The organism is Streptomyces sp. HUAS TT11 (assembly GCF_051553595.1).
Taxonomy (GTDB): Bacteria; Actinomycetota; Actinomycetes; order Streptomycetales; family Streptomycetaceae; genus Streptomyces.
In genome coordinates this window covers 1656120-1682035 of sequence record NZ_CP196184.1, presented here as the reverse complement: position 1 = coordinate 1682035, position 25916 = coordinate 1656120, and the positions used below count along the sequence as shown (strand labels likewise).

Annotated in this window: 21 protein-coding genes and 1 pseudogene; 16 read left to right on the top strand and 6 right to left on the bottom strand. The window is 70.3% G+C overall.

Annotated elements, in window-relative coordinates; all coding sequences use genetic code 11:
- The first annotated feature begins 153 nt into the window (after positions 1–153).
- The gene (locus ACSHXN_RS07840; protein ID WP_438302844.1) at positions 154–822 is read left to right on the top strand and encodes an MmyB family transcriptional regulator; all 669 of its coding nucleotides are present in this window, start codon (positions 154–156) and stop codon (positions 820–822) included.
- 125 nt (positions 823–947) lie between these two features.
- Here ACSHXN_RS07840 and ACSHXN_RS07835 read toward each other — a convergent pair whose 3' ends face one another.
- The gene (locus tag ACSHXN_RS07835) at positions 948–1703 is read right to left on the bottom strand and encodes a cache domain-containing protein (protein WP_355799184.1); all 756 of its coding nucleotides are present in this window, start codon (positions 1701–1703) and stop codon (positions 948–950) included.
- A gap of 38 nt (positions 1704–1741) precedes the next feature.
- On the bottom strand, positions 1742–2479 hold the full coding sequence (locus ACSHXN_RS07830; RefSeq protein ID WP_383358709.1) for a FadR/GntR family transcriptional regulator: 738 nt from the start codon (positions 2477–2479) through the stop codon (positions 1742–1744).
- Positions 2480–2592: 113 nt separating this feature from the next.
- Between ACSHXN_RS07830 and ACSHXN_RS07825 the strand changes: the two genes are divergently transcribed.
- From ACSHXN_RS07825 to ACSHXN_RS07775, 11 genes are all read left to right on the top strand, one after another.
- The gene (locus tag ACSHXN_RS07825) at positions 2593–3630 is read left to right on the top strand and encodes an ABC transporter ATP-binding protein (RefSeq protein WP_355139753.1); all 1038 of its coding nucleotides are present in this window, start codon (positions 2593–2595) and stop codon (positions 3628–3630) included.
- Positions 3631–3671: 41 nt separating this feature from the next.
- A complete protein-coding gene (locus ACSHXN_RS07820) occupies positions 3672–4871 on the top strand; it encodes an ABC transporter substrate-binding protein (RefSeq protein ID WP_383358708.1) in 1200 nt (399 codons plus the stop codon).
- Positions 4872–4880: 9 nt separating this feature from the next.
- Positions 4881–5771: an ABC transporter permease gene (locus ACSHXN_RS07815; RefSeq protein ID WP_355139749.1), complete on the top strand. Its 891-nt coding sequence runs from the start codon at positions 4881–4883 to the stop codon at positions 5769–5771.
- Positions 5772–5786: 15 nt separating this feature from the next.
- The gene (locus ACSHXN_RS07810) at positions 5787–6602 is read left to right on the top strand and encodes an ABC transporter permease (RefSeq protein ID WP_331264096.1); all 816 of its coding nucleotides are present in this window, start codon (positions 5787–5789) and stop codon (positions 6600–6602) included.
- Positions 6603–6746: 144 nt separating this feature from the next.
- On the top strand, positions 6747–7745 hold the full coding sequence (locus ACSHXN_RS07805) for a LacI family DNA-binding transcriptional regulator (protein WP_355139746.1): 999 nt from the start codon (positions 6747–6749) through the stop codon (positions 7743–7745).
- A 110-nt stretch (positions 7746–7855) separates the two neighbouring features.
- Positions 7856–9202 (top strand): ABC transporter substrate-binding protein, encoded by a 1347-nt coding sequence (locus tag ACSHXN_RS07800; RefSeq protein WP_355139744.1) that lies wholly within the window; start codon positions 7856–7858, stop codon positions 9200–9202.
- A gap of 5 nt (positions 9203–9207) precedes the next feature.
- The gene (locus ACSHXN_RS07795; protein WP_438302843.1) at positions 9208–10164 is read left to right on the top strand and encodes a carbohydrate ABC transporter permease; all 957 of its coding nucleotides are present in this window, start codon (positions 9208–9210) and stop codon (positions 10162–10164) included.
- Positions 10161–11036, top strand: a complete 876-nt coding sequence (locus tag ACSHXN_RS07790; RefSeq protein ID WP_355139740.1) for a carbohydrate ABC transporter permease — start codon at positions 10161–10163, stop codon at positions 11034–11036. Before ACSHXN_RS07795 ends, ACSHXN_RS07790 begins: the two co-directional genes overlap by 4 nt.
- 36 nt (positions 11037–11072) lie before the next feature.
- Positions 11073–12680: a glycoside hydrolase family 13 protein gene (locus ACSHXN_RS07785; protein ID WP_438302842.1), complete on the top strand. Its 1608-nt coding sequence runs from the start codon at positions 11073–11075 to the stop codon at positions 12678–12680.
- A gap of 59 nt (positions 12681–12739) precedes the next feature.
- Positions 12740–14917: a discoidin domain-containing protein gene (locus ACSHXN_RS07780; RefSeq protein WP_438302841.1), complete on the top strand. Its 2178-nt coding sequence runs from the start codon at positions 12740–12742 to the stop codon at positions 14915–14917.
- A gap of 200 nt (positions 14918–15117) precedes the next feature.
- Entirely contained in the window at positions 15118–16278 is a 1161-nt protein-coding gene (locus ACSHXN_RS07775) for a HoxN/HupN/NixA family nickel/cobalt transporter (RefSeq protein WP_355139734.1), read from the top strand.
- A gap of 143 nt (positions 16279–16421) precedes the next feature.
- On the opposite strand, the pseudogene ACSHXN_RS07770 reads toward ACSHXN_RS07775, so the two are convergent.
- Positions 16422–16853 (bottom strand): annotated as a pseudogene (locus ACSHXN_RS07770) (hypothetical protein); the annotation flags it as partial.
- Positions 16854–17359: 506 nt separating this feature from the next.
- Here ACSHXN_RS07770 and ACSHXN_RS07765 point away from each other — a divergent pair.
- From ACSHXN_RS07765 to ACSHXN_RS07755, 3 genes are all read left to right on the top strand, one after another.
- Positions 17360–18019 (top strand): hypothetical protein, encoded by a 660-nt coding sequence (locus tag ACSHXN_RS07765; RefSeq protein ID WP_355139732.1) that lies wholly within the window; start codon positions 17360–17362, stop codon positions 18017–18019.
- A gap of 821 nt (positions 18020–18840) precedes the next feature.
- Entirely contained in the window at positions 18841–20892 is a 2052-nt protein-coding gene (locus tag ACSHXN_RS07760) for a phosphocholine-specific phospholipase C (protein WP_355139730.1), read from the top strand.
- Positions 20893–20977: 85 nt separating this feature from the next.
- On the top strand, positions 20978–21808 hold the full coding sequence (locus ACSHXN_RS07755) for a phospholipid scramblase-related protein (RefSeq protein WP_356111384.1): 831 nt from the start codon (positions 20978–20980) through the stop codon (positions 21806–21808).
- A 68-nt stretch (positions 21809–21876) separates the two neighbouring features.
- On the opposite strand, the gene ACSHXN_RS07750 is transcribed toward ACSHXN_RS07755, so the two are convergent.
- Together ACSHXN_RS07750 and ACSHXN_RS07745 are read right to left on the bottom strand one after the other, a co-directional pair.
- Entirely contained in the window at positions 21877–22869 is a 993-nt protein-coding gene (locus ACSHXN_RS07750; RefSeq protein WP_355139726.1) for a DMT family transporter, read from the bottom strand.
- A complete protein-coding gene (locus ACSHXN_RS07745; RefSeq protein ID WP_355139724.1) occupies positions 22866–23693 on the bottom strand; it encodes a phosphatase PAP2 family protein in 828 nt (275 codons plus the stop codon). Before ACSHXN_RS07745 ends, ACSHXN_RS07750 begins: the two co-directional genes overlap by 4 nt.
- A 203-nt stretch (positions 23694–23896) precedes the next feature.
- Here ACSHXN_RS07745 and ACSHXN_RS07740 point away from each other — a divergent pair, with 203 nt between their 5' ends.
- Positions 23897–24511, top strand: a complete 615-nt coding sequence (locus ACSHXN_RS07740) for a TetR/AcrR family transcriptional regulator (RefSeq protein WP_355139723.1) — start codon at positions 23897–23899, stop codon at positions 24509–24511.
- Positions 24512–24673: 162 nt separating this feature from the next.
- Here ACSHXN_RS07740 and ACSHXN_RS07735 read toward each other — a convergent pair whose 3' ends face one another.
- The gene (locus ACSHXN_RS07735; protein ID WP_438302840.1) at positions 24674–25726 is read right to left on the bottom strand and encodes a DUF2510 domain-containing protein; all 1053 of its coding nucleotides are present in this window, start codon (positions 25724–25726) and stop codon (positions 24674–24676) included.
- Positions 25727–25916: the final 190 nt, after the last annotated feature.

The following is a 25916-nucleotide window of genomic DNA, read 5'->3' as shown; positions in this document are numbered from 1 at the left end:
TTTCTCGAACTCACATCCAGGTCTCGCCACAACTGTGGCGAGATTCGGCCGTCAACAGACGCCAAATGCCACGATAGTTGACACGCATGGACTCGGGGCACCAGGATCGGGGCGCCGCGTGAAGGGCGCAAGGGCAAGAGGGGTGACCTCCCGATGGCGTATCAGGCAGGAGGGCAGCGGTCGCAGCCGCGGCCCGTCCCCGAGAGTCCACGAGCACGGGCGTATCTGCACGACTATGCCACGCTTCTGGAAGCCGTCCCCTTCCCGTCGGTCGTCTTCGACCACCGCTGGGACGTCGTTCTCGCGAACGCCGCGTTCGAGACGCTCTTCCGGTCGGTGGCACCGCATCCGACGGCCATGCCGGGAGACAACTTCCTGCGTTTCGTGCTGTTCCACCCGGACGCGGGCACGATCCTCGGTGAGCACGAGTCGAGTTGGTGCCTGCCGATGCTGGCGCACTTCGCCGCGGCCGTGGAGCGGCACGGCCACGACCACCAACTCCAGGCCATCCGCCGTGACATCGCCCAGGACCCGATCATGGAGGCCGCCTACCGGCAGGGACTGCCGCACTGGATCCGCGCGGTCGGGCCGGAGGCAGTGGAGCACGACGGGGCGGTGCGTCCGCTGCTGCACCCCGACCCGCGGTGGGGCCGGGACTGCCGGGTGGTGGGGGAGACTCCGAAGACCCTTCAGGACATGGGGTACTCGCGGTTGACCCTGGTACTGCGCGAGGCGCGCGGTCCGGTGCCCTCCGCCCCCGGGTCGCGCCGTGCCGGGCGCACCGGGAGCCACCTCAGCGTGGTGCCGTCCCCGCGGGGCTGATGTCCCGGTCCCGTCCACCGGGGCATGCGGACCGTGCGCCGCACCTCCGCGGGGTCCCGGCACCGTCGGCGTTCAGGTCGCCGACGGCGCCGGGGCTCGTTCCCGTTCCCGGGCGCGGTACCTGCTCAGCGGCCCACGACGAGCACGAGCGGAACACCGTCGCACGGGACCAGCCGCAGGTCCCGCCAGCTGCCGGGACGACCCCGCTCCAGTACGGCGGCGAAGTCGGGGCCCTTGGTGAGCGAACCGGCCAGATGCGCGGTGTCGGCCGACGCGGCCACCCGGCCACGGGCGTTGACCAGATGGGCGGGCTCCGGCAGACGGCGCAGCAGCGGCAGCACGGCCGCCTCGAAGTGCCGCAGATACACGTCGGCGGCGGCCACCCCCGCGAACCGTCCCGCGAGGCGCACGGGCGCCGACAGGGTGAGGCTGTACTCGTCCGAGCAGAGGTAGTCCACGTACGGTCCCGCCACCGCACGCCGCCCGGTGTCCCGGGGCAGCGCGAACCAGTCCCAGTGCGTGTAGTCGGAGTACGCCGAGCGCGCCGGGTCCAGGTCGAGCAGCAGCGGCCTCACGTCGCCGTCCGATCCGGTCTGCCACCACTCGAGCCACGCCGGCACATCGCTCAGCAGACCCGGCGCGGCCACGAACCCCGCACCGGACACCAACTCCTCGCGGGCGAGGCGGGCATGGAGTCCGGGGCGCAGTCCCGCCAGATCCACGGACGCGGGCCGCCGCCCCTGTCCGGCCACCCGCGCGAGCAGCGCGGCGGCGTCGGTGCCGGTCTGCACCACGGCGTCGAAGACCGCCTCCAGGGCGGAAGCCGTCCGCGCCGTCACGTCCGTCTCGGGCGGGGCGAGCGGACCGGGGCTCCTGCGCATCGGCGCCCTCCCCTGCACACGGACCGGAAGCCGGCGCGTTACAGGGTGAGGCGCAGCGCGATGAGCCGTGCCGTCGATTCCTGGACGCACCGCTCGACCAGCTCCCTGGCCGAATCGTGGGCCCCATCCTGCACGGCGGAGATTACGGAGCGGTGACGGTCCGCCACCTCTTCGCGATAGGCGTCGTCGCCGAGTACCAGGCACAGCAGAGCCCCGACCTCCGTCTGGAGCGCCACCTGTTCCCGGGTGAGCCGGGCGGACTGCGCGGCGGCGGCCAGCTCGACATGGAACCGGCCGTACACCCGGCTGCGTGCGGCGGCGTCCTCGGCCCCCGCGAACTCCTCGAGGGTCCGGTGCAGTTGCTGGAGGTCGTCCGGCTCGGTGCGCTGGGCCGCGAGCCGGGCGGCGGCCCCGGACACGGCCGCCCAGTGGTCCCCCAGGTCCCGCAGCTCCTCCGTGCCCCAGCCCGCCAGCCGCGCCCTGATCCGCTCCTCGGCGGGGTCGGCGGGCAGCGAGACGAAGCTGCCGCCGCCGCGTCCGCGCCGGGTGGTGACCAGACCCTGCTGCCGCAGCGCCATCAGCGCCTCCCGCAGGGTCACGGTGGACACGCCGAGCTGTCCCGCGAGCTCGCTCTCGCCGGGCAGCTGTTCCCCGTCGGCGAGCAGACCGAGCTCGATGGCATCGCCGAGCCGGCGGGCGACCGTCTCGACGCGCGCCCTGGTGTCCACCGGAGTGAACACGGCTCTCCGGGCTCCGTCGCCTCTGTTGTGCTTCACGGTCACCACCTTGTGCGTTGACTCAACCTTTACCTTAAGAGGGGCTTGAGCTTTGAACTATGACTTCATATCTTTACACTCAACGTAAGAGTGCACCAGAAAGGTTCCCGTCCATGGAGGGAAGCGCGATCCGGCTGCACGGGCTCCGCAAGGAGTTCGGCGACACCACCGCCGTGGCCGGGGTGGATCTGGAGATATCCGACGGCGAGTTCTTCTCGATGCTCGGTCCGTCCGGCTCCGGCAAGACCACCGTCCTGCGCATGATCGCGGGCTTCGAGAGCCCCACCTCCGGGACCATCCGACTCGCGGGCCAGGAGGTCACCGGACTCGCGCCGTTCGAGCGCGATGTGCACACCGTCTTCCAGGACTACGCGCTCTTCCCCCACATGACCGTGGAGCAGAACGTCGCGTACGGCCTGAAGGTGCGCAAGGTGCCCAAGGCGGAGCGGCTCCAGCGGGCCCGTGAGGCACTGGCCGACGTGCGTCTCGAAGGGTTCGGCAAGCGGCGCCCCGGTCAGCTCTCCGGCGGCCAGCGGCAGCGGGTCGCACTCGCCCGCGCCCTCGTCGGCCGCCCCCGTCTGCTGCTGCTCGACGAGCCGCTCGGCGCGCTCGACCTGAAGCTGCGCGAGCAGATGCAGGTCGAACTCAAGGCGCTCCAGCGCGAGGTCGGGATCACCTTCGTGTTCGTCACCCACGACCAGGAGGAGGCCCTGACGATGAGCGACCGCATCGCCGTCTTCAACCAGGGCCGTATCGAGCAGGTCGGCACGCCCGCCGAGATCTACGAGCGCCCCGCGACCGCGTTCGTCGCCTCCTTCGTGGGCACGTCGAACCTGCTCCAGGACGAGGCGGCCGAACGGGTCACCGGCACGGCCGGCACGTACAGCATCAGGCCCGAGAAGATCCGGGTCCTCAAGGAGTCCGCCATCGCGGACGAGCCGGAGCACTCCACCGCCACCGGCACCGTCGCCGAAGTGGTCTACGTGGGAGACGTCACCCGTTTCCTCGTCGACCTCGACGCGGGCGGCCGCCTCACCGCGCTCCAGCAGAACCTGGAGACCTCCTCAGAGGACGTCGCGGCCTACCGGGGCGCCCGGGTGCGCCTCCAGTGGCACCGCCGCCACGCCGTGCAGGTCCCCGCCGACCGCTGACCCGCTCCACGCCACCCCCACCGTCACGTATGGAGAACGTCGTGCGTCTCACTCCCACCCTCAAGGCCGTCGCCGCCGCCGCGGTGCTGATCGCGGCCACCGCCTGCGGCTCGTCCGACTCGGGCGGCTCCTCCTCGTCCACGGGCCTCAATCCGCCGGACCTGAAGGCGCCGACCAAGCTCGGCAAGACCGAGGGGCAGGTCAATCTGATCGCCTGGGCCGGCTATGTCGAGGACGGCTCCAACGACCCCAAGGTCGACTGGGTCAGCGACTTCGAGAAGCAGACCGGCTGCCAGGTTCACTCCAAGGTCGCCGCCAGCTCCGACGAGATGGTCAAGCTGATGAAGACCGGCGAGTACGACGCCGTCTCCGCCTCCGGCGACGCCTCCCTGCGGCTGATCGCCTCCGGTGACGCGGCGCCGGTGAACACCGACCTCGTACCGAACTACAAGGACGTCTTCGGCGACCTGAAGCTGCAGGCCTGGAACTCCGTGGGCGGCAAGGCGTACGGCATCCCGCACGGCCGCGGCGCCAACCTGCTCATGTACAACACCGACAAGGTCAAGCCCGCGCCGACCTCCTGGTCCGCCGTCTTCGACGACGCGGCGAAGTACAAGGGCCACGTCACCGCGTACGACTCGCCGATCTACATCGCCGACGCGGCGCTGTATCTGAAGGCCACCAAGCCCGAGTTGAAGATCAAGGACCCCTACGCGCTGGACCAGAAGCAGTTCGACGCGGCGGTCGATCTGCTGAAGAAGCAGAACGCGAACGTGGGCGAGTACTGGGGCGACTACCTCAAGGAGGTCTCCGCATTCAAGAGCGGCGACTCCGTGATCGGCACCACCTGGCAGGTCATCGCCAACCTCACGCAGGGCGAGGGCGCCAAGGTCAAGGCGTTCGTGCCCAAGGAGGGTGCGACCGGCTGGTCCGACACCTGGATGCTCTCCGCCAAGGCCAAGCACCCCAACTGCGGCTACAAGTGGATGGACTGGATCATCTCGCCGAAGGTCAACGCCCAGGTCGCCGAGTACTTCGGTGAGGCGCCGTCCAACGCCAAGGCGTGCGACGAGACCAGCGACAAGAGCTTCTGCACCACCTTCCACGCCGCCGACACGGCCTACTGGAAGAACGTCGCCTTCTGGAACACGCCGATCGAGCAGTGCCTCGACGGCCGTACGGACGTCAAGTGCGTCCCGTACGCCAAGTGGGTCCAGGCCTGGACCGAGATCAAGGGCTGAGGGCACCACATGACCGCCACCCTGCCTGCCGCCGGACGGTCCCCCGTCCGGCGGCTCGCCGGGCTGCTGCACCGCCGCCCGCGGCTGCGGCTGTCCCTGCTGCTGACCGCCCCGCTGCTGTGGCTGGCCGTGCTGTATCTCGGCTCGCTGGCCATCCTGTTCATCTCGGCGTTCTGGACGACGAACTCCTTCACCTCCGAGGTGGTGAAGGTCTGGTCGACGGACAACTTCCACGAGCTGTTCACCACGCCCGTCTTCCGGCAGGTCATCCTGCGCAGCGTCGGCGTGGCCCTCGCCGTCACCGTCCTGTGCGCGGTGATCGCCTTCCCGGTGGCCTTCTACACCGCGCGGGTCGCCCGGCCCAGGTGGCGGCCTCTGCTGGTGGTGGCCATCCTCACGCCGCTGTGGGCGAGTTATCTGGTGAAGGTGTACGCGTGGCGGCTGATCCTGTCCGAGGGCGGGCTCGCCGACTGGATGCTGAAGCCGCTGGGCCTCGGCGGTCCGGGCTTCGGCCTCCCGGCCACGGTCATGACGCTCACCTACCTCTGGCTGCCGTACATGATCCTGCCGATCCACACGGCGCTCGAGCAACTGCCCGCGGGCCTGATGGACGCGTCGGCCGATCTGGGAGCGCGGCCCGGGCGCACCTTCCGCTCGGTCGTCCTGCCGATGGTGCTGCCCTCGGTCGCCGCCGGCTCGGTCTTCACCTTCTCCCTCAGCCTCGGCGACTACATCACGGTCCAGATCGTCGGCGGCAAGACCCAGCTGATCGGAAACCTCGTCTACTCCAACATCGAACTCAACCTGCCCATGGCCGCCGCCCTGGGCACGGTTCCGGTGGTGGTCATCGTGCTGTACCTGCTGGCGATGCGCCGCACCGGCGCGCTCAGCAGCCTCTAGAAGAGGTCCCTCGTCATGCAACTGTCCCGCCCGGCGCGTATCGCGCTGCGCATCGCCGCCGGAATAGGCTTCGCGGTCATCTACGTTCCGCTCGCGCTCGTCCTGGTCAACTCCTTCAACCCCGACCGCAGCGCGAGTTGGCCGCCACCCGGCTGGACCGCCCACTGGTGGTCGGTGGCCTGGGAGAACGCCGGTGCCCGCAACGCGCTCTGGGTCTCGGTGAAGGCGGGTCTCGGGGCCACGGCGATCGCGCTGGTGCTCGGCACGCTGATCGCGTTCGCGGTGGCCAGGCACCGGTTCTTCGGGCGCGACGCGCTCTCCTTCGTCGTCGTGCTGCCCATCGCACTGCCCGGCATCGTCACCGGCATCGCGCTCAACTCGGCCTTCGGTACGGTGCTGGAGCCGCTCGGCGTCGGCCTCGGGCTGTTCACCGTGATCGTCGGACACGCGACGTTCTGCATCGTCGTCGTGTTCAACAACGTGGTCGCGCGGCTGCGCCGTACCTCCGGCACGTACGAGGAGGCGGCGATGGACCTGGGTGCCGACTCGTTCCGGGCCTTTGTCGACGTCACCTTCCCGCTGGTGCGCTCGGCGCTGTTCGCGGGTGCGCTGCTGGCCTTCGCGCTGTCCTTCGACGAGATCGTGGTGACCACGTTCACGGCCGGACCCGGCATCGAGACCCTCCCGATCTGGATCTTCAACAACATGACCAGGCCGCAACAGGCCCCGGTGGTGAACGTGGTGGCGGCGGTGCTCGTGCTGCTGTCGGTGATCCCGATCTACATCGCCCAGCGCCTGTCGGCGGACACGGCGACGGAGAGCCGGATCTAGCCGGACGACGTGCGGCGCGTTCCGCGCCGCGGTCCCCCGGCCGCCACTCGCGGCCCCGGCCGGGGATGCCCGTCGCCGGATCGGCGGATGCCGGATGTCACCTGAACGCAAACAGCTTGCATTTCTTGCGCTATTCTTGCGCGCATGACGCGACGACTTGCTGAAGTGGCGAAGAAGGTCGGGGTCAGTGAGGCCACGGTCAGCCGGGTGCTCAACGGCAAGCCCGGTGTCTCCGAGGCCACCCGGCAGTCGGTGCTCTCCGCACTCGACGTACTCGGCTACGAGCGGCCCACGCAGTTGCGCGGGGAGCGGTCCCGGCTGGTCGGGCTCGTCCTGCCGGAGCTGCAGAATCCCATCTTCCCGGCGTTCGCCGAGGTCATCGGGGGTGCGCTGGCGCAACTCGGGCTGACTCCCGTGCTGTGCACCCAGACTAAGGGCGGCGTCTCCGAGGCGGACTACGTGGCGCTGCTGCTGCAACAACAGGTCTCCGGCGTCGTCTTCGCCGGCGGTCTGTACGCGCAGGCCGACGCGCCGCACGACCACTACCGGCTGCTCGCGGACCGGAACATCCCGGTGGTGCTGGTCAACGCGGCGATCGAGCACCTGGGTTTCCCCGGCGTCTCCTGCGACGACGCCGTGGCCGTCGAGCAGGCATGGCGCCACCTCGCCTCGCTGGGGCACGAGCGGATCGGGCTGGTGCTCGGGCCCGGGGACCACGTCCCCTCGGCGCGCAAACTCGCGGCGGCACGGGCGATCGCCGGGGAACTGCCCGACGAGTTCGTCGCCCGGACCATCTTCTCCATCGAGGGTGGACACGCGGCGGCGACCAAGCTCATCGACCGGGGGGTCACCGGCTTCATCTGCGCCAGCGACCCGCTGGCGCTGGGTGTGGTGCGGGCTGCCCGCCGCCGGGGCCTCGACGTCCCGTCCCGGATCTCGGTCGTGGGCTACGACGACTCGGCACTGATGAACTGCACGGAACCGCCTCTCACCACGGTCCGGCAGCCGATCGAGTCGATGGGGAAGGCCGCCGTCGAATTGCTGAACGTGCAGATCGGGGGCAGTTCCGTCCCGGCTGACGAGCTGCTGTTCGAGCCCGAGTTGGTGGTCAGGGGGTCGACTGCGCAAGCACCGCGTTACTGAGATCCGGTGTACTGTCAAATAATTTCAGATTCTGCGCGACATCTTGCGGCTTGCTGCTGTCGGTGCTTGAGTGTGCGGCGCCCACCGCTCCTGCCCGAAGGGGTCCACCGATGAGAAGCACCGGGATCCGACGTACCCTCGCCGCGCTCAGCGTCTGTTCGCTCGCCCTCGCCGCGTCCGCATGCGGATCAGACGGCGACTCGGCGAGCGGCAAGACGCGTATCACGGTCAACTGCGAGCCGCCCAAGAGCGCCAAGGTGGACCGCAAGTTCTTCGAGGACGACATCGCGTCCTTCGAGAAGAAGAACACGGACATCGACGTCGTCGCCCATGACGCGTTCCCCTGCGAGGACCCCAAGACCTTCGACGCCAAGCTCGCGGGTGGCCAGATGGAGGACGTGTTCTACACGTACTTCACGGACGTCAAGCACGTCGTCGACACCGGGCAGGCGGCCGACATCACCTCGTACGTCAAGGAGTTGAAGAGCTACGACACCCTGCAGCAGCAGCTGCGGGACATCTACACCGTCGACGGCAAGGTCTACGGCATCCCGCGCACCGGGTACTCGATGGGGCTGATCTACAACAAGAAGCTCTTCGAGCGGGCCGGCCTCGACCCCGAGAAGCCCCCGGCCACCTGGGAGGAGGTCCGCGCCGACGCCAAGAAGATAGCCGCGCTCGGCAACGGGACCGTGGGCTACGCCGACTACAGCGCACAGAACCAGGGCGGCTGGCACTTCACCGCCGAGCTGTACTCGCAGGGCGGGGACGTCGTCAGCGCCGACGGCAAGAAGGCCAGCGTCGACACCCCCGAGGGCCACGCGGTGCTGCAGAACCTGCACGACATGCGCTGGACCGACAACTCCATGGGCAGCAAGCAGCTCCTCGTCATCAACGACGTGCAGCAGCTGATGGGTTCGGGGAAGCTCGGCATGTACCTCTCCGCCCCCGACAACATCCCGATCCTGGTGAAGGAGAAGGGCGGCAACTACCAGGATCTCGCGATCGCCCCCATGCCCGGCGGCAAGGGCACGCTGATCGGCGGGGACGGCTACATGTTCAACAAGAAGGCCACCCCGGAGCAGATCCGGGCCGGACTGAAGTGGCTCGACCACATGTTCCTCACCCCCGGCAAGGGCTTCCTCGGCGACTACACGCGTGCCAAGCAGAACAACGCCCCGGTCGGTCTCCCGGAGCCACGGCTGTTCACCGGCGCCGCCGACGCCAAGGACCAGGAGGTCAAGAAGGCCAACGCCAATGTGCCGGTCGACAACTACCAGTCCTTCCTCGACGGCAACCAGGCGCTCCAGATGAAGATCGAGCCGCCGAACGCCCAGCAGATCTACTCCGTCCTCGACGGTGCCGTCTCGGCCGTCCTCACCAAGAAGGACGCCGACATCGACCAGCTCCTCAAGGACGCCTCCGGCAAGATCGACGGCATCCTGGCCCGGGGCTGACGGCGATGACCAAGACGGCTGCACGGAGGACGGCCCCGGCGGTCCCCGTACACCCGGTACCGGCGCCGCCTCCGGTAGGGGGCCGGAGGCGGCGCCGCCTCGTGGACCAGGCCCGCGCGTACGGCTTCCTCCTCGGCGGGCTGATCTGCTTCGCCCTGTTCTCCTGGTACCCGGCGATCCGCGCGGTCGTGATCGCCTTCCAGAAGTACACGCCGGGCTCCTCGCCCGAGTGGGTCGGCACCGCCAACTTCTCCCGTGTGCTGCACGATCCGGAGTTCGGCGCCGCCTGGCGCAACACCCTCACCTTTACGCTGCTGGCCCTGCTGATCGGTTTCGCGGTCCCCTTCGTCCTGGCCCTCGTCCTGAACGAACTGCGCCACGCCAAGGCGCTCTTCCGGGTCGTGGTCTACCTGCCGGTGATGATTCCGCCGGTGGTCAGCGCCCTGCTGTGGAAGTGGTTCTACGATCCGGGAGCCGGCCTCGCCAACGAGGCGCTCCGCTTCCTGCACCTGCCCACCTCGAACTGGACCAACGGTGCCGACACCGCCCTGGTCTCGCTGGTGCTCGTGGCGACCTGGGCCAACATGGGCGGCACCGTCCTGATCTACCTGGCCGCGCTCCAGTCCATCCCCGGCGAGCTGTACGAGGCCGCGGAACTGGACGGGGCGAACCTCCTCCAGCGCATCCGGCACGTGACGATCCCGCAGACCCGGTTCGTCATCCTCATGCTGATGCTGCTGCAGATCATCGCGACGATGCAGGTCTTCACCGAGCCGTTCGTGATCACCGGCGGCGGCCCGGAGAACGCCACGGTCACCGTGCTCTATCTGATCTACAAGTACGCCTTCCTCTACAACGACTTCGGCGGCGCCTGTGCGCTGAGCGTCATGCTGCTGGTGCTGCTCGGCCTCTTCTCCGCCCTCTACCTGCGGCTGACCCGCTCCGGAGAGGAGGACGCATGAGCACCCGGACCCTGGTGTCGCCGGCCGCCCTGGCCCGCCCGCGCGGCAGGGCGGTGTACTGGACCGTGTTCACCGGCGTCGTCGCGCTGTTCACGCTCGCCTTCCTGTTCCCCGTGTACTGGATGACGACGGGCGCGATGAAGTCGCCCGACGAGGTGGCCGAGACCCCGCCCACACTGATCCCACGGCACTGGAACCTGGGCGGCTACACCGACGCCTGGGACCTGATGCAGCTGCCGCAGCATCTGTGGAACACGGTCGTCCAGGCCGCCGGCGCCTGGCTGTTCCAGCTGGTGTTCTGCACGGCCGCCGCCTATGCGCTGTCCAAACTGCGGCCCGCCTTCGGCAAGGTGATCCTCGGCGGCATCCTCGCCACCCTGATGGTCCCGGTCCAGGCGCTGGTGGTGCCCAAGTACCTGACGGTGGCGGACCTGCCGCTGCTCCACACCAGCCTGCTGAACGACCCCCTCGCGATCTGGCTGCCGGCGGTCGCCAACGCCTTCAACCTCTACCTGCTCAAACGGTTCTTCGACCAGATCCCACGGGACGTCCTGGAGGCCGCGGAGATCGACGGCGCCGGCCCGCTGCGCATCCTGTGGTCGATCGTGCTGCCCATGTCGCGACCCGTCCTCGGCGTGGTCTCGATCTTCGCGCTGGTCGCGGTGTGGCAGGACTTCCTGTGGCCGCTGATGGTCTTCTCCGACACCGACAAGCAGCCGATCAGCGTGGCCCTGGTGCAGCTGTCGCAGAACATCCAGCTGACCGTGCTCGTGGCCGCGATGGTGATCGCCAGCATTCCCATGGTCGCGCTGTTCCTCGTCTTCCAGCGGCACATCATCGCCGGAATCAGCGCGGGCAGCACGAAGGGCTGACACCGCCCTCCTCCCCGAGACAGAAAGGCAAGCACAGTGGGACAGCCCACCCCTGCCCGGAAAGACATGGACTGGTGGCGCTCCGCCGTCATCTACCAGGTGTACGTCCGCAGCTTTGCGGACGGCGACGGGGACGGCACTGGAGACCTCGCGGGCGTCCGCGCCAGGCTGCCGTACCTCGCCGAACTCGGCGTGGACGCCCTGTGGTTCAACCCCTGGTACCTGTCACCGATGAAGGACGGCGGCTACGACGTCGCCGACTACCGCGCCATCGACCCCGCCTTCGGCACGCTCGCCGAGGCGGAGAAACTGATCGCCGAAGCGCGGGAGCTGGGCCTGCGCACCATCGTGGACATCGTGCCCAACCACGTGTCCGACCAGCACGCGTGGTTCCAGGCGGCCCTCGCCGCGGGACCCGGCAGCCCGGAGCGCGAACTCTTCCACTTCCGGCGCGGACGCGGCGCGGACGGCGAGCTGCCGCCCAACGACTGGCCGTCCCAGTTCGCCGGCTCCACCGAGCCCGTGTGGACCCGGCTGCCCGACGGCGACTGGTACCTGCACCTGTTCACGCCGGAGCAGCCGGACCTCAACTGGGCCCACCCGGCCGTCCGCCAGGAGCACGAGGACATCCTGCGCTTCTGGTTCGAGCGCGGCGTCGCGGGCGTGCGCATCGACTCGGCGGCCCTGCTCGCCAAGGATCCCGCACTGCCGGACTTCGTCGAGGGCCGGGACCCCAACCCGCTCGTGGACCGCGACGAACTCCACGACATCTACCGGTCCTGGCGGGCCGTGGCCGACGACTACGACGGAATCTTCGTGGGCGAGGTGTGGCTGCCGGACGCCGAGCGCTTCGCCCGCTACCTCCGCCCCGACGAACTGCACACGGCCTTCAACTTCTCCTTCCTGTCCTGCCCCTGGGACGCGGCGCGGCTGCGCACGTCGATCGACACGACGCTCGCGGAGCACGCCCCGGTGGGCGCCCCGGCCACCTGGGTGCTGTGCAACCACGACGTGACCCGCACGGTCACCCGCTACGGACGGACGGACACCGGCTTCGACTTCTCCACCAAGGCCTTCGGCACCCCCACCGACCTCGCGCTCGGTACCCGCCGGGCGCGGGCCGCCGCACTGCTGTCCCTGGCCCTGCCCGGCGCGGTCTACGTCTACCAGGGCGAGGAACTGGGGCTGCCCGAGGTCGACGTCCCCGCGGACCGCATCCAGGACCCGATGTACCTCCGTTCGGGCGGCACCGATCCCGGCCGCGACGGCTGCCGGGTCCCGCTGCCCTGGGCCGCCGACGCCCCGTACGCCGGGTTCGGCTCCCGGGACGAGCCGTGGCTGCCGCAGCCGACCGACTGGGCGGCGTACGCCGCCGACCTCCAGCACCGGGACCGCGGCTCGATGCTCGCCCTCTACCGGGAGGCGATCCGGTTGCGCCCCGTGTTCGGGGACGGCCCGCTGACCTGGCTGCCCGCCCCCGAGGGCGTTCTCGCCTTCACCCGGGCCGACGGCGTGAACTGCCTGGTGAACCTCGCCGCGACGCCCGCCGACCTTCCCCCGCACAGCCGCGTCCTCATCGCCAGCGGTCCGCTGGACGACCAGGGCCGGCTGCCCCAGGACACGGCGGCCTGGCTGCGCGCCTGAGCCGCTGTGCCGCACCACACCCTGCTATCCCCGTACCCCCACCATGAAGGGATCAGCACATGCACAGCAGCACGCGTAGACATGTCAGGCGCATGCCAGCAATGGGGGCGGCCGTCGCCCTCGCCGCGGGCATGCTCGTCTCGCTCGCCCCGGCGGCCCACGCGGCCGCGGGCGCCACTTTGCCCTTCACCTCCGTCGAGGCGGAGTCGGCGGCCACCACCGGCACCAGGATCGGCCCGGACTACACCCAGGCCACCCTCGCCTCCGAGGCGTCCGGGCGCCAGGCCGTGCGGCTCGGCGCCGGGCAGCGGGTCGAGTTCACCGTGCCGCGCGCGGCCAACGCGGTGAACGTCGCCTACAGCGTCCCCGATGGTCAGTCCGGCACGCTGAACGTGTACGTCAACGGAACGAGACTGTCCAGGACCCTCGCGGTCACCTCCAAGTACTCCTACATCGATACCGGGTGGATCCCCGGCTCGAAGACCCACCACTTCTACGACAACGCACGGCTGTTGCTCGGGCAGAACGTGCAAGCGGGTGACAGGATCGCCTTCGAGTCGACGGGCACCCAGGTCACGGTCGACGTCGCCGACTTCGAACAGGTCGCGGCCGCCGCCGCCCAGCCGGCCGGATCGGTCTCCGTCACCTCCAAGGGTGCCGACCCCAGCGGGCAGGGCGACTCCACCCAGGCCTTCCGGGACGCCATCGCCGCAGCCCAGGGGGGAGTGGTCTGGATCCCGCCGGGCGACTACCGGCTGACCTCGTCGCTGGGCGGCGTGCAGAACGTGACCCTGCAGGGTGCGGGCAGCTGGTACTCCGTCGTGCACACCTCCCGCTTCATCGACCAGTCCGGCTCGTCCGGGGGCGTCCACATCAAGGACTTCGCGGTCGTCGGCGAGGTCACCGAGCGTGTCGACTCCAGCCCCGACAACTTCGTCAACGGCTCGCTCGGACCGAACTCGTCGGTCTCCGGCATGTGGATCCAGCACCTGAAGGTGGGCCTCTGGCTGACCGGCAACAACGACAATCTCGTCGTCGAGAACAACCGTATCCTGGACACCACCGCGGACGGCCTGAACCTCAACGGCAGCGCCAAGGGCGTCCGTGTGCGCAACAACTTCCTGCGCAACCAGGGCGACGACTCACTGGCCATGTGGTCGCTGTACGCGCCGGACAGCAACAGCAGCTTCGAGAACAACACCATCTCCCAGCCGAACCTCGCCAACGGCATCGCGATCTACGGTGGCACCGACATCGCCGTGAGGAACAACCTGATCTCCGACACCAACGCCCTCGGCAGCGGTATCGCCATCTCCAACCAGAAGTTCCTCGACCCCTTCAACCCGCTGGCGGGCACGATCACGGTCGATGGCAACACCCTCGTCCGCACCGGCGCCATGAACCCCAACTGGAACCACCCCATGAGCGCCCTGCGCGTCGACTCCTACGACAGCGCCATCAACGCCACGGTCGCCATCACCGACACGACGATCACCGACAGCCCCTACAGCGCCTTCGAGTTCGTCTCGGGCGGCGGGCAGGGGTACCCGGTCAGGAACGTCACCGTGGACGGCGCGACCGTGCGCAACACCGGCACGGTGGTCATCCAGGCCGAGGCCCAGGGCGCGGCCGTCTTCCGCAATGTGACCGCCTCCGGTGTCGGTTCCGCCGGGATCTACAACTGCCCCTATCCGTCCGGCTCCGGCAGCTTCGCGCTCACCGACGCAGGCGGCAACTCCGGCTGGAACAGCACATGGTCGGACTGCTCGACCTGGCCCCAGCCCGGTCAGGGCAATCCGCCCCAGGACCCGAACCGCAACCTGGCCAAGGGCCGCCCCGCCACCGCGACCGGATCCCAGGACGTCTACACCCCCGGCAAGGCGGTGGACGGGGACGCCAACAGCTACTGGGAGTCCGCCAACAACGCCTTCCCGCAGTCCTGGACGGTGGATCTCGGCTCGGCCGGGGCCGTGCGCCGGCTGGTGCTGAAGCTGCCGCCGTCCTCGGCGTGGGGCGCCCGCACCCAGACCGTCGCGGTGCTCGGCAGCACCGATGGCTCGAACTACTCGACGGTGGCGGGCCCGCAGGGCTACCGCTTCGATCCGGCGACCGGCAACACGGCCACGGTCACCCTGCCCGCCGGCACCGATCTGCGCTATCTGAGGCTGACCGTCACGGCCAACACCGGCTGGCCCGCAGGCCAGTTCAGTGAGGTGGAGGCCTACTCGACCTCGTGATCCCCTCGCTCCGCGCTTCGCCGTCCGGGTCCGCAGGGTGGCGAAGCGCGGAGCGACCCGGGTGTGCGTCCTTGAGGAGGCGTTGACCGAAGTCTGGCGCGAGCTTTGCTGCCCTGATGTTGTTGTTGCAACTTATTCGCAGAAACCTGGAGGGTGCGACTGAAAGCAGTCGATCACCGAGAAGTAAGGCTCGCGCCCCCATGACCACCGCTCCTGGTTCCGCTCCCGCCCGCCCGGCCGCCGGGCGGGGCATCCTGTGGCGCCGCGTACGCACGTCGATGACCCGCAGGGAATGGACGCGTCTGGGCGGGATGGCCGCCTTCATCGTGGCGTTGCACGTCATCGGCTGGTTCACGCTGGTGGCGATCGTCGCCCCCGAGCACTACAGCCTGGGTACCAAGACCTTCGGTGTGGGCATCGGCGTCACCGCCTACACGCTCGGTATGCGGCACGCGTTCGACGCCGACCACATCGCCGCGATCGACAACACGACCCGCAAGCTGATGGGTGAGGGGCAGCGCCCGCTGTCGGTCGGCTTCTGGTTCTCCCTCGGGCACTCCAGCGTCGTCTTCGCACTGGCCTTCCTGCTGTCCATGGGTGTGAGGGAGCTGGCCGGGCCGGTCGAGAACGACGGATCCGAACTGCACGGTGTCACCGGCTGGATCGGTACGACCGTCTCCGGCACCTTCCTGTACGTCATCGCGATCATCAACCTGCTCGTCCTGGCCGGGATCTGGAAGGTCTTCCGGCGGATGCGGTCCGGGCACTTCGACGAGGCCGCGCTGGAGGAGCAGCTCAACAGCCGCGGCTTCATGAACCGTCTGCTGGGCCGGCTGATGAAGTCCATCACCAGACCCTGGCAGATGTACCCCCTGGGCCTGCTCTTCGGCCTCGGTTTCGACACGGCGACCGAGATCGCGCTCCTCGTGCTCGCCGGGTCGGGCGCCGCGTCCGGGCTGCCCTGGTACGCGATCCTGTGCCTGCCGGTCCTGTTCGCGGCGGGCATGGCGCTGCTCGACACGATCGACGGCTCGTTCATGAACTTCGCCTACGGCTGGGCGTTCTCCAAGCCGGTCCGCAAGGTCTACTACAACCTCACCATCACCGGACTGTCCGTCGCGGTCGCACTGATCATCGGCACCGTCGAACTGCTCGGCCTGATCGCCGACCAGGCGGGTCTGCACGGCGCCTTCTGGGACTGGGTCTCGGGCCTGGATCTGAACGTCATCGGCTACGTCATCGTCGGTCTGTTCTTCGCCACCTGGGCCGTCGCCCTGCTGGTGTGGAAGGTCGGCCGTATCGAGGAGAAGTGGACCGCGGGCCTGGCGGGGCCCGCCCCGGCCGAGGAAGGCGCCGAATAGGGCCGGCCGCGGCCCGGCGCAGGGTTCTTGCGGATAGCCTCCGCCACCGTCTCCACCCGGTGGACGCGGCCGACCCGCAGCGCGTGCCGTCGTCGCGCAGGCGGAGCTTGGCCGACTCGCCGAGCAGGGCACCTCCCGGGGCCGGCCCTGATCCGCTCCTCGTAGCCGGCCGTGTCGGTGCGGCACGCGCGCGGATCGGCACGTGCGGTGCGCGGTGCGCCGGTCTGCGGGAACGAGCCGATCGTGGTGGTCGGCAGCAACGGCAGGCCGAGATGGGCACGTTGGGCGGTCGCGCGCTCGGCGTACGGCTGGGCGCGGTGTGCGTCGGCCTCAGTTCACGAAGGGCGCGGGCGGCGGCGTTCTGCTCGGCCGGAGCGCGGTCCTGGACGAGTGCGGGCTCGTCGAGCGTGCACCCACTCGGCGCCGGCGGCGCGCAGATCGGCGAGCATCTCGACGTACACCGTCAGCAGCCGGTCCAGCAGGGTCGGCGGCTCGAAGCCCCCGGGCGCGCCCGGGGCGGCCCTGGCCGGGAGGAGGCAGGCGACGGGACCGGCCGGCACCGGGCGTGCTGTCAGGGCAGGGCCTCCTTCAACTCGCCGGCGTGTTCGTCGGGCCTCGTGCGTATGACGGCGGTCGTTCCCGCTCACCGCTGCGGGGGCCACCCTGCGGGGCGGCACGGGCTGCGGTCGGTGTGTCCGGCATGCGGATGGTGGAGCGGACCGTCCGGCCACGGCGCGGCACCGACCGCGGGCGGAGAACGTGCTGCCCCGTGCCACGGCCCGCGGCCGGGTTCCGGATGACCGCGGCCCGGCCGCAGGCGGGCGCCGACGGCGGGGCGGAGCGGGACACGGCCGTCCGGACAGCCGGTGAGCGGGCGCTCACCGGCGCGCGCGACTGCCGACGGACCGGGACCTTCGTAGCCCGCCCGGACCGGCGGGCGCGCACGCCGGGCGTCGGTGGGGCACAGTGTTGAGGGAGGTTTCGGGACATTCCATCCGTCGATCGCACGCCCCACGGCATGCCGCCGGGAGCGGACACCCACCGGGAACGACGAGGAACGTACGGCGCGCCGGGAGGACGCATGCACGAGAAACTGCTGAGCAGGATCGCCGACGAGGTCCTGCGCCTGCGCCACGACTCGTCCCACTCCTCGACCGACAGGACCGCGCCTCCCGGCTTCGGACTGGACCGTGTACTGGTCAGCGATTTCATCGCCGGTTCGACCGACCGGCAGGACGAGTCGGAACTCGCCGACCAGGTGGCGCGGCTGGTGCCGTTCCACTGGGTCCTGCCCAACACGCTCGCCTCGGCGATGTCGGAGCTGATCGAGCACCTCGGCGGACAGACCCAGCTGATGACCTGGCTGGACCGGCACCCGGGTCTGCCGCGGCTCGTGGCGCGGCTGTACGTCCTCATGGGCCTCCTCGACCAGTTCAGCGAGAACACCGCGGTCGTCACCGCGCTCCGGGAGTCCCGGCAGCGGACGCCCTATCCGGCGGGCCTCAGGGACAGCCTGGTGCCGGAGACGGACGACGAGACCCTTGCGGGGATCTCCTTCAAGATCGAGGAGCTGCTCGGCGACGGCAGGCGGAAAGAGGCCGTCGAGTTGGCCCTCGCCACGGCGGCATGGCTCCAGAAGGCGGCGCCGCGGGCCGAGGAGCTCGACCCCGCCGTCGGTGACCTGGACGAGCTGATGGGCCATGTCCGCGAGGACATCCGGACCGAGGCGGTCAGCGCCTGAACGGTGCCCACGAGGCCGCCTGAGTGCCGCGGCAGGGCCTGGACATCCTGAGTGAGCGCGGGGCGTCGCTCGATCCTCGCGACGGGAACGGCCGCGCCGTCGCACCGGGCACGGGTGTCGCCCCCACGCCGTAGGAGCCGAGTTCCGCGCTCGCCTCTCCCGCCCACGTCAGGTACGCGTTCTCCTTGACCTTCCGGCCGTATTTCGGGGAGTGCAGTCCGTCGACCGCTCCGGCCACCGGCAACGGAGGTGAGGCGCCGGCCGACCCCTCGTCACCCGGCGGAAACGACCGGGCCGCGAAACGCCGGGCCGGACGGTCGGCGATCTGCCGCCGCCTCGTATCACCGGCCGCCGCGAGAGCGCCCGGGGCGCGCTGCGATCCGCAGCCCCCGCAGTGTCGTCGACGGCTTCCGCGCCATGACATCTGACGACGCGTCCGCCGTCGTCGGCGGCTCGACGGACGGCGCCCGGAGGGCTTTCCGTCGTACGCCGGCTCGCGCGATCCCGCAGCTCCACGAACACGCGGAGCGCATGGGGGGTGTCCAGGTCGACGTAGTACAGGACCGTGCCGTCCGTGGGCGGGGCGCGGCGGCAACCTCTCCGGACAAGTCGTCGTTCCCGCGGGCGCATTCAACTCTGTGACCTGCGGCGAACGGCTACTGCTGTGGCCTGCGCTGCGCACAGGAACACCACTTGTACCGGCGACTTTCACATGCGCGCCATCGAACCCTTCCTTGACGTTTGTTGCCCTTGGAACACTCGCTGCGCACACGTTTCCTCATGTTCCGGCCATCCGCACCAGGATGAGAGGTCGTTCAGTCATGTCCGAAGTCAACCGGCGCCGATTCCTCCAACTCGCAGGCGGTACCGCCGCGTTCACCGCGCTGTCCAACAGCATCGAGCGCGCGGCGGCCCTTCCCGCGCACCACCGCTCCGGCACGATCGAGGACGTCGAGCACATCGTCGTCCTGATGCAGGAGAACCGCTCCTTCGACCACTACTTCGGCACGCTCCGAGGCGTTCGCGGCTTCGGCGACCCGCGACCGGTGACGCTGCCGAACGGCAAGTCGGTGTGGCACCAGTCGGACGGGTCGAAGGACATCCTCCCCTTCCGGCCCGACGCCGACGACCTGGGCCTTGCCTTCATCCAGGACCTCCCGCACGGCTGGAACGACGGCCACGCCGCCTTCAACGGGGGCAAGTACGACAAGTGGGTGCCCGCCAAGTCCTCGACGACGATGGCGTACCTGAAGCGTGAGGACATACCCTTCCACTACGCGCTCGCCGACGCCTTCACCATCTGCGACGCGTACCACTGCTCGTTCATCGGCTCCACCGACCCGAACCGCTACTACATGTGGACGGGTTACACGGGCAACGACGGCAAGGGCGGCGGCCCGGTCCTCGGCAACGACGAGGCGGGTTACGGCTGGACCACCTACCCCGAGCGCCTGGAGAAGGCGGGGGTCTCCTGGAAGATCTACCAGGACGTCGGTGACGGCCTGGACGCGGCCGGTGGCTGGGGCTGGATCGAGGACGCCTACCGGGGCAACTACGGCGACAACTCGCTGCTGTACTTCAACCAGTACCGCAACGCCGAGCCGGGCGACCCGCTGTACGACAAGGCCCGTACCGGCACCGACGCCCGCAAGGGCGAGGGCTTCTTCGACCGGCTCAAGGCGGACGTCAAGGGCGGCAAGCTGCCGCAGATCTCCTGGGTCGTCGCCCCCGAGGCCTTCACCGAGCACCCCAACTGGCCCGCGAACTACGGCGCCTGGTACGTCTCCCAGGTCCTCGACGCGCTCACCTCCGACCCGCAGGTGTGGGCCAAGACGGCTCTGTTCATCACGTACGACGAGAACGACGGCTTCTTCGACCACCTGGTCCCGCCGTTCCCGCCGGCCTCCGCGGCGCAGGGCAAGTCCACGGTCGACCCCGGCCCGGACGTCCTCGCGGGCGATGCCTCCCATGTCGCCGGTCCCTACGGACTCGGCCAGCGCGTGCCGATGCTTGTCGTCTCGCCGTGGAGCAAGGGCGGTTACGTCTGCTCCGAGACGTTCGACCACACGTCCGTGATCCGGTTCATGGAAAGCCGTTTCGGCGTCCACGAGCCGAACATCTCACCCTGGCGGCGTGCCGTCTGCGGTGACCTGACCTCGGCGTTCGACTTCTCGCGCAAGGACACCAAGCCGGTGTCGCTGCCGGCCACGGACGGCTACGAGCCGCCGGACCGCGACCGCCACCCCGACTTCGTGCCGACCCCGCCCGCCGACTCGGCCCTGCCCAAGCAGGAGCGCGGCCAGCGGCCCACCCGGCCGCTCGGGTACGCGCCCGTCGTGACGGGATCCTCGGACCCCGGCGCCGGAACGTTCACGCTGACGTTCGCCTCCGGTGCGCACGCGGGTGCCGCGTTCCTCGTCACCTCCGGCAACCGCACCGACGGCCCCTGGACCTACACCACCGCAGCCGGCAAGACGCTGTCGGACACGTGGAACTCCGCGTACTCCGGAGGGTCCTACGACCTGACCGTGCACGGGCCGAACGGCTTCCTGCGCGTCTTCAAGGGCCCCGGCAAGCAGGAGGGTCCCGAGGTCAGCGCGCGGTACACCGGCGACGACGTCGAGCTGACCCTGGTGAACAAGGGCTCCCGCACGGTGAAGCTGAAGGTCGGGGACGGATACGGCGGCAAGGCGAAGACGTTCACGGTGCGCTCCCACGGCACCGTGAAGTACACCGTCGGCCTGAAGGCGAGCCGGCGCTGGTACGACCTGACCGTCACGTCCGACGCCGACCCTTCCTTCCTGCGCCGTCTCGCCGGTCACGTCGAGAACGGGCAGCCGGGCGTGAGCGATCCCGCGATCGCCGCGAAGTAGGCATGGGGCGGATGCCGTACGCGGCATGGGTCCGGTGTTGCGGGGGGCTCGCCGGGTACCGGCGTGCTCGGGGTAGTGTGCCCCGGTGACCACGCAATCGAACACTCCTGCGGGCTGGTACCCGGACCCGCACGGCGCGCCCCGGACCCTGCGGTACTGGGACGGCGCCCAGTGGACCCAGCACACCCAGGCCGAGGGCCAGGGCCAGGTGCCGCAGCAGGCGTACGCGCAGCAGCAGCAGGCCGCGGCGCCGGACCCGCGCGTACAGCGTCAGGTGCAGCAGCAGGCCGGAGTCGCCGCGAGCGGCTCCGGCGGCGGCACGCTGTTCACCGAACCGGTGCTGGTGGTGAACCAGAAGGCCAAACTGATCGAGCTGACGAACGAGTACAGCGTCTTCGACCAGAACGGCAACCAGATCGGCTCGGTCACCGAGATCGGGCAGAGCGTGCTGAAGAAGGCCCTGCGCTTCGTCTCCAGTGTCGACCAGTTCCTGACGCACAAGCTGGAGATCAGGGACGCCCACGGGCAGCCGCAGCTCGTGCTGATCCGGCCCGCGAAGTTCCTGAAGTCCCGGGTGGTCGTGGAGCGTCCGGACGGACAGCCCGTGGGTGAGATCGTCCAGCAGAACATGATCGGAAAGATCAACTTCGCGATGAACGCGAACGGCCAGCAGGTCGGCGCGATCAAGGCGGAGAACTGGCGCGCCTGGAACTTCGCGATCGTCGACCACGCCGAGAACGAGGTCGCCCGGATCACGAAGACCTGGGAGGGCTTGGCGAAGACGATGTTCACGACCGCGGACAACTACGTCCTGCAGATCCACTACCAGCTGCCCGAGCCCCTGCTGAGCCTGGTCGTGGCCACCGCGCTGACCGTGGACACGGCACTGAAGCAGGACTCCCGCGGGTTCGGCTGAGCCTCCCGGGCGGTAACGGACCACAACGGCGGCCGGAGCGTGCACACACGCTCCGGCCGCCGTTCGTCTCACATCGCCGTCAGGTGCTCCGGCGGCGCGGGCGCGGGTTGCTTCGGTACCAGGGGGCCTTCGTAGGGGACCACCAGGGATTCCAGGGCGAGCACCGCCGCCACCGGATGGTCCTCGTCCGGAGGCGCCACGACGGGGTCGGGTGTCGACCGCGACAGCGCCACCACACCCCACGAGGCGAGCGCCGCGCCGGCCAGTGCGAGGAGCACGCCCGCCACTCCGCCCTGGAGGCGTTCGCCCAGCAGGGAGAGCCCGATCACCGCCGCGGCCACGGGGTTGGCGAGGGTCACCAGGGCGAGCGGTCCGCCGAGACCACCCCGGTACGCCGTCTGCGACAGCAGCAGACCGCCTGTCGCGAACGCCGCCACCAGCAGCGCGACCACGACGACCTGCGGGCTGAGCAGCGATCCCGAGCGGTCCGTCGCCGCCACCGTCACCGTCTGGGTGAGCGCCGAGGCGACGCCGGAGGCGAAGCCCGACGCGGTCGCGTGCCGAAGCCCGGTACGGGAGCCGGCGGCGGTCCCGCCGACGGGGCGGCTCCGGGAGCCCGGCAGGGTCAGCAGACCGATCAGGGCGGCGGTGGTGCCCGCCACGGCCAGCGCCTGCGGCGGGCTCAGCAGGTCGTCGGGTTCGGGCCCGGACGCCGTCACCAGCAGTGCCGAGAGACCCATCAGAGTGAGCGCCGTGCCCCGCCACTCCATCGCACTGACCCTGCGGCCCGCGGCCCGCGCGCCCAGCGGCACCGCCGCCACCAGCGTGAGCGCGCCCAGCGGCTGGACCAGCGTCAGCGGACCGAACTTGAGGGCGGCGACGTGCAGCAGCGCGGCGGAGGCGTTCAGCACGACCGACCACCACCAGGCGGAGTGCCGCAGCAGCCGCAGCACACCGGCGCCTGAGGTGCGCGCGGCGAGCCGCTCCTGGGCGACGGCGGCGGCCGCGTACGCGACGGCGGAGAAAAGGGACAGGACAACGGCGAGGACCGTGGCGCTCATCGGCCGGCTCCCACCAGGCCGGGGCCGTCGGCCCTCGTGGGCCCGACCCGCCGCGGCGACGGCACGGGACGCGGCACCGCTCCGGTCGTTCCCCGCGAGGTCGGCGACGGGGCGTGGACCACGTTCAGCGCGAGGCAGAGCAGCAGGGCGGCGACGACGGCGTCCAGCCAGTAGTGGTTCGCCGTGCCGACGATCACCACCAGGGTGAGCAGCGGATGCAGCAGCCACAGCCATCGCCAGCGGGACCGGGTCGCCGCGATCAGTCCGATCGCGACCATCAGCGCCCAGCCGAAGTGCAGTGAGGGCATGGCGGCGAACTGGTTGGCCATCGAGTCGGTCGCCGGCGTCGCCCCGTACACGGTCGGCCCGTACGCCTGACCGGTGTCCACCAGATCGGCCACGTCGAGCATCCGCGGAGGGGCGAGCGGAAACGTGAGGTGCAGTGCCAGCGCCGCCCCGGTCAGCAGGGCGAGGATGCGGCGGGCCCACAGGTAGTGACCCGGGCGCCGCAGGTAGAGCCAGGCCAGGAAGACCGCGGTGGCCGTGAAGTGGATGAGGACGTAATAGGTGTTCGCGGCGCGGACGAGGGTGTCGCCGTGCAGCAGCACGGACTGCACGTCGCTCTCGCCCGGGAGATGGAGGGAGCGCTCCCAGTGCCAGACCCGGTGCGCGTTGTGGAAGGCCTCGGCCGTGTGGCCGTTCGCCAACTGACGGCCGAACTTGTAGACGAGGAAGAGTCCTGCGACCAACAGGAGCTCGCGGATGAGGGGAGGCCGCCGTATCGCGGCGGCTCCGTCTCCTTCAGGCTCGGTACGGGAATGCATCCCCCGGCCCCTTTGCTGACGGTACGTGCGTGGGGTGGTGCGTGGTGAGCCCAGGAAAGGGTCCACTCGACAGACGAGTGGGTCCTGTCCAAGGCTCATCGATACGCCAGTGTACCGATACGCTCCCGTACCGGTACACTGGCGTATCGATATACTGGTGTGAAGCGGCCCACGGGCCGGGGCCACGACCGAGGAGCCACGTCATGACGTCGCAGGCAGCGGATGCACCGGACATGGTTGCCGCCTCGCGCCGTTCCAAGATCACGCCCGAACGGGAGCGGGAGTTCTTCGACGCCGTTCTCGAGCAGATCCGCCGTTGCGGCTACGAGGCCGTCACCATGGAGGGCGTGGCCGCCAGCACCCGGTGCAGCAAGTCGACGCTGTACCGGCAGTGGAAGACGAAGCCCCAGTTCGTGGCGGCCGCCCTCAGAGCCACCCGCTGCGTGCGGATCTCGGGCATCGACACCGGCTCCTTCGCCGGGGACCTGCGTGCCGCGGCGCAGGCAGCCGCGGAGTGGTCGCGTCGCGACAGCGCGCTGTTCCAGGCCCTCGGTCCCGCCGTCATGCAGGACCGGGAACTCGCCCAGGCGCTGCGGGAAACCCTCGTGGAGCCCGAGGTCAGGGCCCTGCAGGAGATCGTCAGGCGCGGTGTGGAACGCGGGGAGGTGCCGGCCGGCCATCCGGCGCTGGAGTACATCCCCGCGCAGCTGCTGGGCCTGCTGCGACTGCGTCCGATCCTCGAGGGGCGGCACGCGGACGAGGAATATCTCACACGCTTCGTGGACGCGGTGATGCTCCCGGGGCTCGGACTGACCTGAAGACCCAGGTCGTCGTCCGCGGGATGACCGGACGACGGCCTGTTCGCGCCGCACCGTGGGGACGGGGGCGGCGCACCACCCCGGCCGGGTGGGGTTCCCCTTGAGCGGAGGGGAACCCCACCCGGCCGCTCGGCATCCGGCCGGGCGGGGAGGCCGAGCGGCTCAGGCGTTCTGCCCGTTGCCGCTCGCCGAGGCGGACTTGATGCCCTTGGCGATCTGGTCGAGAACGGAGGGCGCGGGTGCGTTCGCCCCCACGTCTATGCCGAAACGGACGACGACCAGATGCTTGGCGTCGGCCGGCGAGGGGAAGACCAGGGACTCGACGTAGCCGTCCGCGCCGTTCTTGGTGATCGCCTTCCAGCGGACCATGTAGCCCTGCTGACCGGCCACGGTCACCGCCTTGGAGGCCAGCACCTGGTGCGAGGTGATCCCGCCGTAGGACTTGCCGCCGTAGGACTCCTCGGCGTTCTTGGCGATGTCCTGCTTCGCCGCGGCCTCGGCCGTGGCGGCCGCCAGCCCCTGTGCGTCGGCGGACGCCGAGTACGCCCCTCCGGTACTGCACGTCTTCGACGGGTCACCGGGGCACTTGTACTCGCCCTTGGACTGGACGGTCGCGCCTCCGTCGATCATCCCGCCGCTCCAGCCGTCCGGCACCGGGATGCTGATGCCGTTGAACGGGTCGAGCGCGTATCCGTCCTCGATCCGCGGCCCGCCGGACTCGCCGGGTGCGGGCGTCTGCCCGCCGGAGCCCCCGGAGCCCCCGGAGCCCCCGGAGCCCCCGGAGCCCCCGGAACCGCCCGAACCACCGGATCCACCCTGGTCCCCGAAGGGACCTCCCTGGCCGCCGAAGGGGCCGCCGCGGTCGCTCTGTCCGCCCGGGCCCTCGGAGCTCGCCGTGTTGCCGCTGCCGCCGTCGTGCGCAGTGAGCGCGTACACGCCGCCACCGACTCCCGCGAGGACCAGGATCGCCGCCGCGACGGCCACCGCGGTGCGCACGCCGCGCCGTGCGGGGGCGGGTGCGGCGCCCGGATACGGCCCGGCGCCGAACGGGGCGCCCGGCTGGGCGACGACCGTCGGCGGACCCCACGCGGCGGGCGGCTCCGCGAGGCGGGTCCGGTCCGTCCATGCCGATCCGTCCCACCAGCGCTCGGTGGCGGGCGCGTCACTTGTCTGCCCCGGGTCGGGGTACCACCCGGGAGGAGTCACCTGCGTCATGGACCCACCGTATGAGGCATGCGTGAAAGACGGATGAGAGCGTCCCCCGTCCGCCGCGAACCGGCGGGCCGCCGGACTGCGGCACGAGCGCGGCGAGCGTGCCCTTCCCATCCTGAACGCCGGCGTCGCCCGATCGAATGCCGCCGCGCCGTACGGTCCCCGGTCCGGTCGAGCGGCCGGCCGGGGGCCC

Bases quoted from the DNA above. Each gene is read 5' to 3' on its own strand.
- ACSHXN_RS07840 (WP_438302844.1), top strand. From the start codon at position 154: ATGGCGTATCAGGCAGGAGGGCAGCGGTCGCAGCCGCGGCCCGTCCCC.
- ACSHXN_RS07835 (WP_355799184.1), bottom strand. From the start codon at position 1,703: ATGCGCAGGAGCCCCGGTCCGCTCGCCCCGCCCGAGACGGACGTGACG.
- ACSHXN_RS07825 (WP_355139753.1), top strand. From the start codon at position 2,593: ATGGAGGGAAGCGCGATCCGGCTGCACGGGCTCCGCAAGGAGTTCGGC.
- ACSHXN_RS07815 (WP_355139749.1), top strand. From the start codon at position 4,881: ATGACCGCCACCCTGCCTGCCGCCGGACGGTCCCCCGTCCGGCGGCTC.
- ACSHXN_RS07810 (WP_331264096.1), top strand. From the start codon at position 5,787: ATGCAACTGTCCCGCCCGGCGCGTATCGCGCTGCGCATCGCCGCCGGA.
- ACSHXN_RS07805 (WP_355139746.1), top strand. From the start codon at position 6,747: ATGACGCGACGACTTGCTGAAGTGGCGAAGAAGGTCGGGGTCAGTGAG.
- ACSHXN_RS07800 (WP_355139744.1), top strand. From the start codon at position 7,856: ATGAGAAGCACCGGGATCCGACGTACCCTCGCCGCGCTCAGCGTCTGT.
- ACSHXN_RS07795 (WP_438302843.1), top strand. From the start codon at position 9,208: ATGACCAAGACGGCTGCACGGAGGACGGCCCCGGCGGTCCCCGTACAC.
- ACSHXN_RS07790 (WP_355139740.1), top strand. From the start codon at position 10,161: ATGAGCACCCGGACCCTGGTGTCGCCGGCCGCCCTGGCCCGCCCGCGC.
- ACSHXN_RS07780 (WP_438302841.1), top strand. From the start codon at position 12,740: ATGCACAGCAGCACGCGTAGACATGTCAGGCGCATGCCAGCAATGGGG.
- ACSHXN_RS07775 (WP_355139734.1), top strand. From the start codon at position 15,118: ATGACCACCGCTCCTGGTTCCGCTCCCGCCCGCCCGGCCGCCGGGCGG.
- ACSHXN_RS07765 (WP_355139732.1), top strand. From the start codon at position 17,360: ATGCACGAGAAACTGCTGAGCAGGATCGCCGACGAGGTCCTGCGCCTG.
- ACSHXN_RS07760 (WP_355139730.1), top strand. From the start codon at position 18,841: ATGTCCGAAGTCAACCGGCGCCGATTCCTCCAACTCGCAGGCGGTACC.
- ACSHXN_RS07750 (WP_355139726.1), bottom strand. From the start codon at position 22,869: ATGAGCGCCACGGTCCTCGCCGTTGTCCTGTCCCTTTTCTCCGCCGTC.
- ACSHXN_RS07745 (WP_355139724.1), bottom strand. From the start codon at position 23,693: ATGCATTCCCGTACCGAGCCTGAAGGAGACGGAGCCGCCGCGATACGG.
- ACSHXN_RS07740 (WP_355139723.1), top strand. From the start codon at position 23,897: ATGACGTCGCAGGCAGCGGATGCACCGGACATGGTTGCCGCCTCGCGC.
- ACSHXN_RS07735 (WP_438302840.1), bottom strand. From the start codon at position 25,726: ATGACGCAGGTGACTCCTCCCGGGTGGTACCCCGACCCGGGGCAGACA.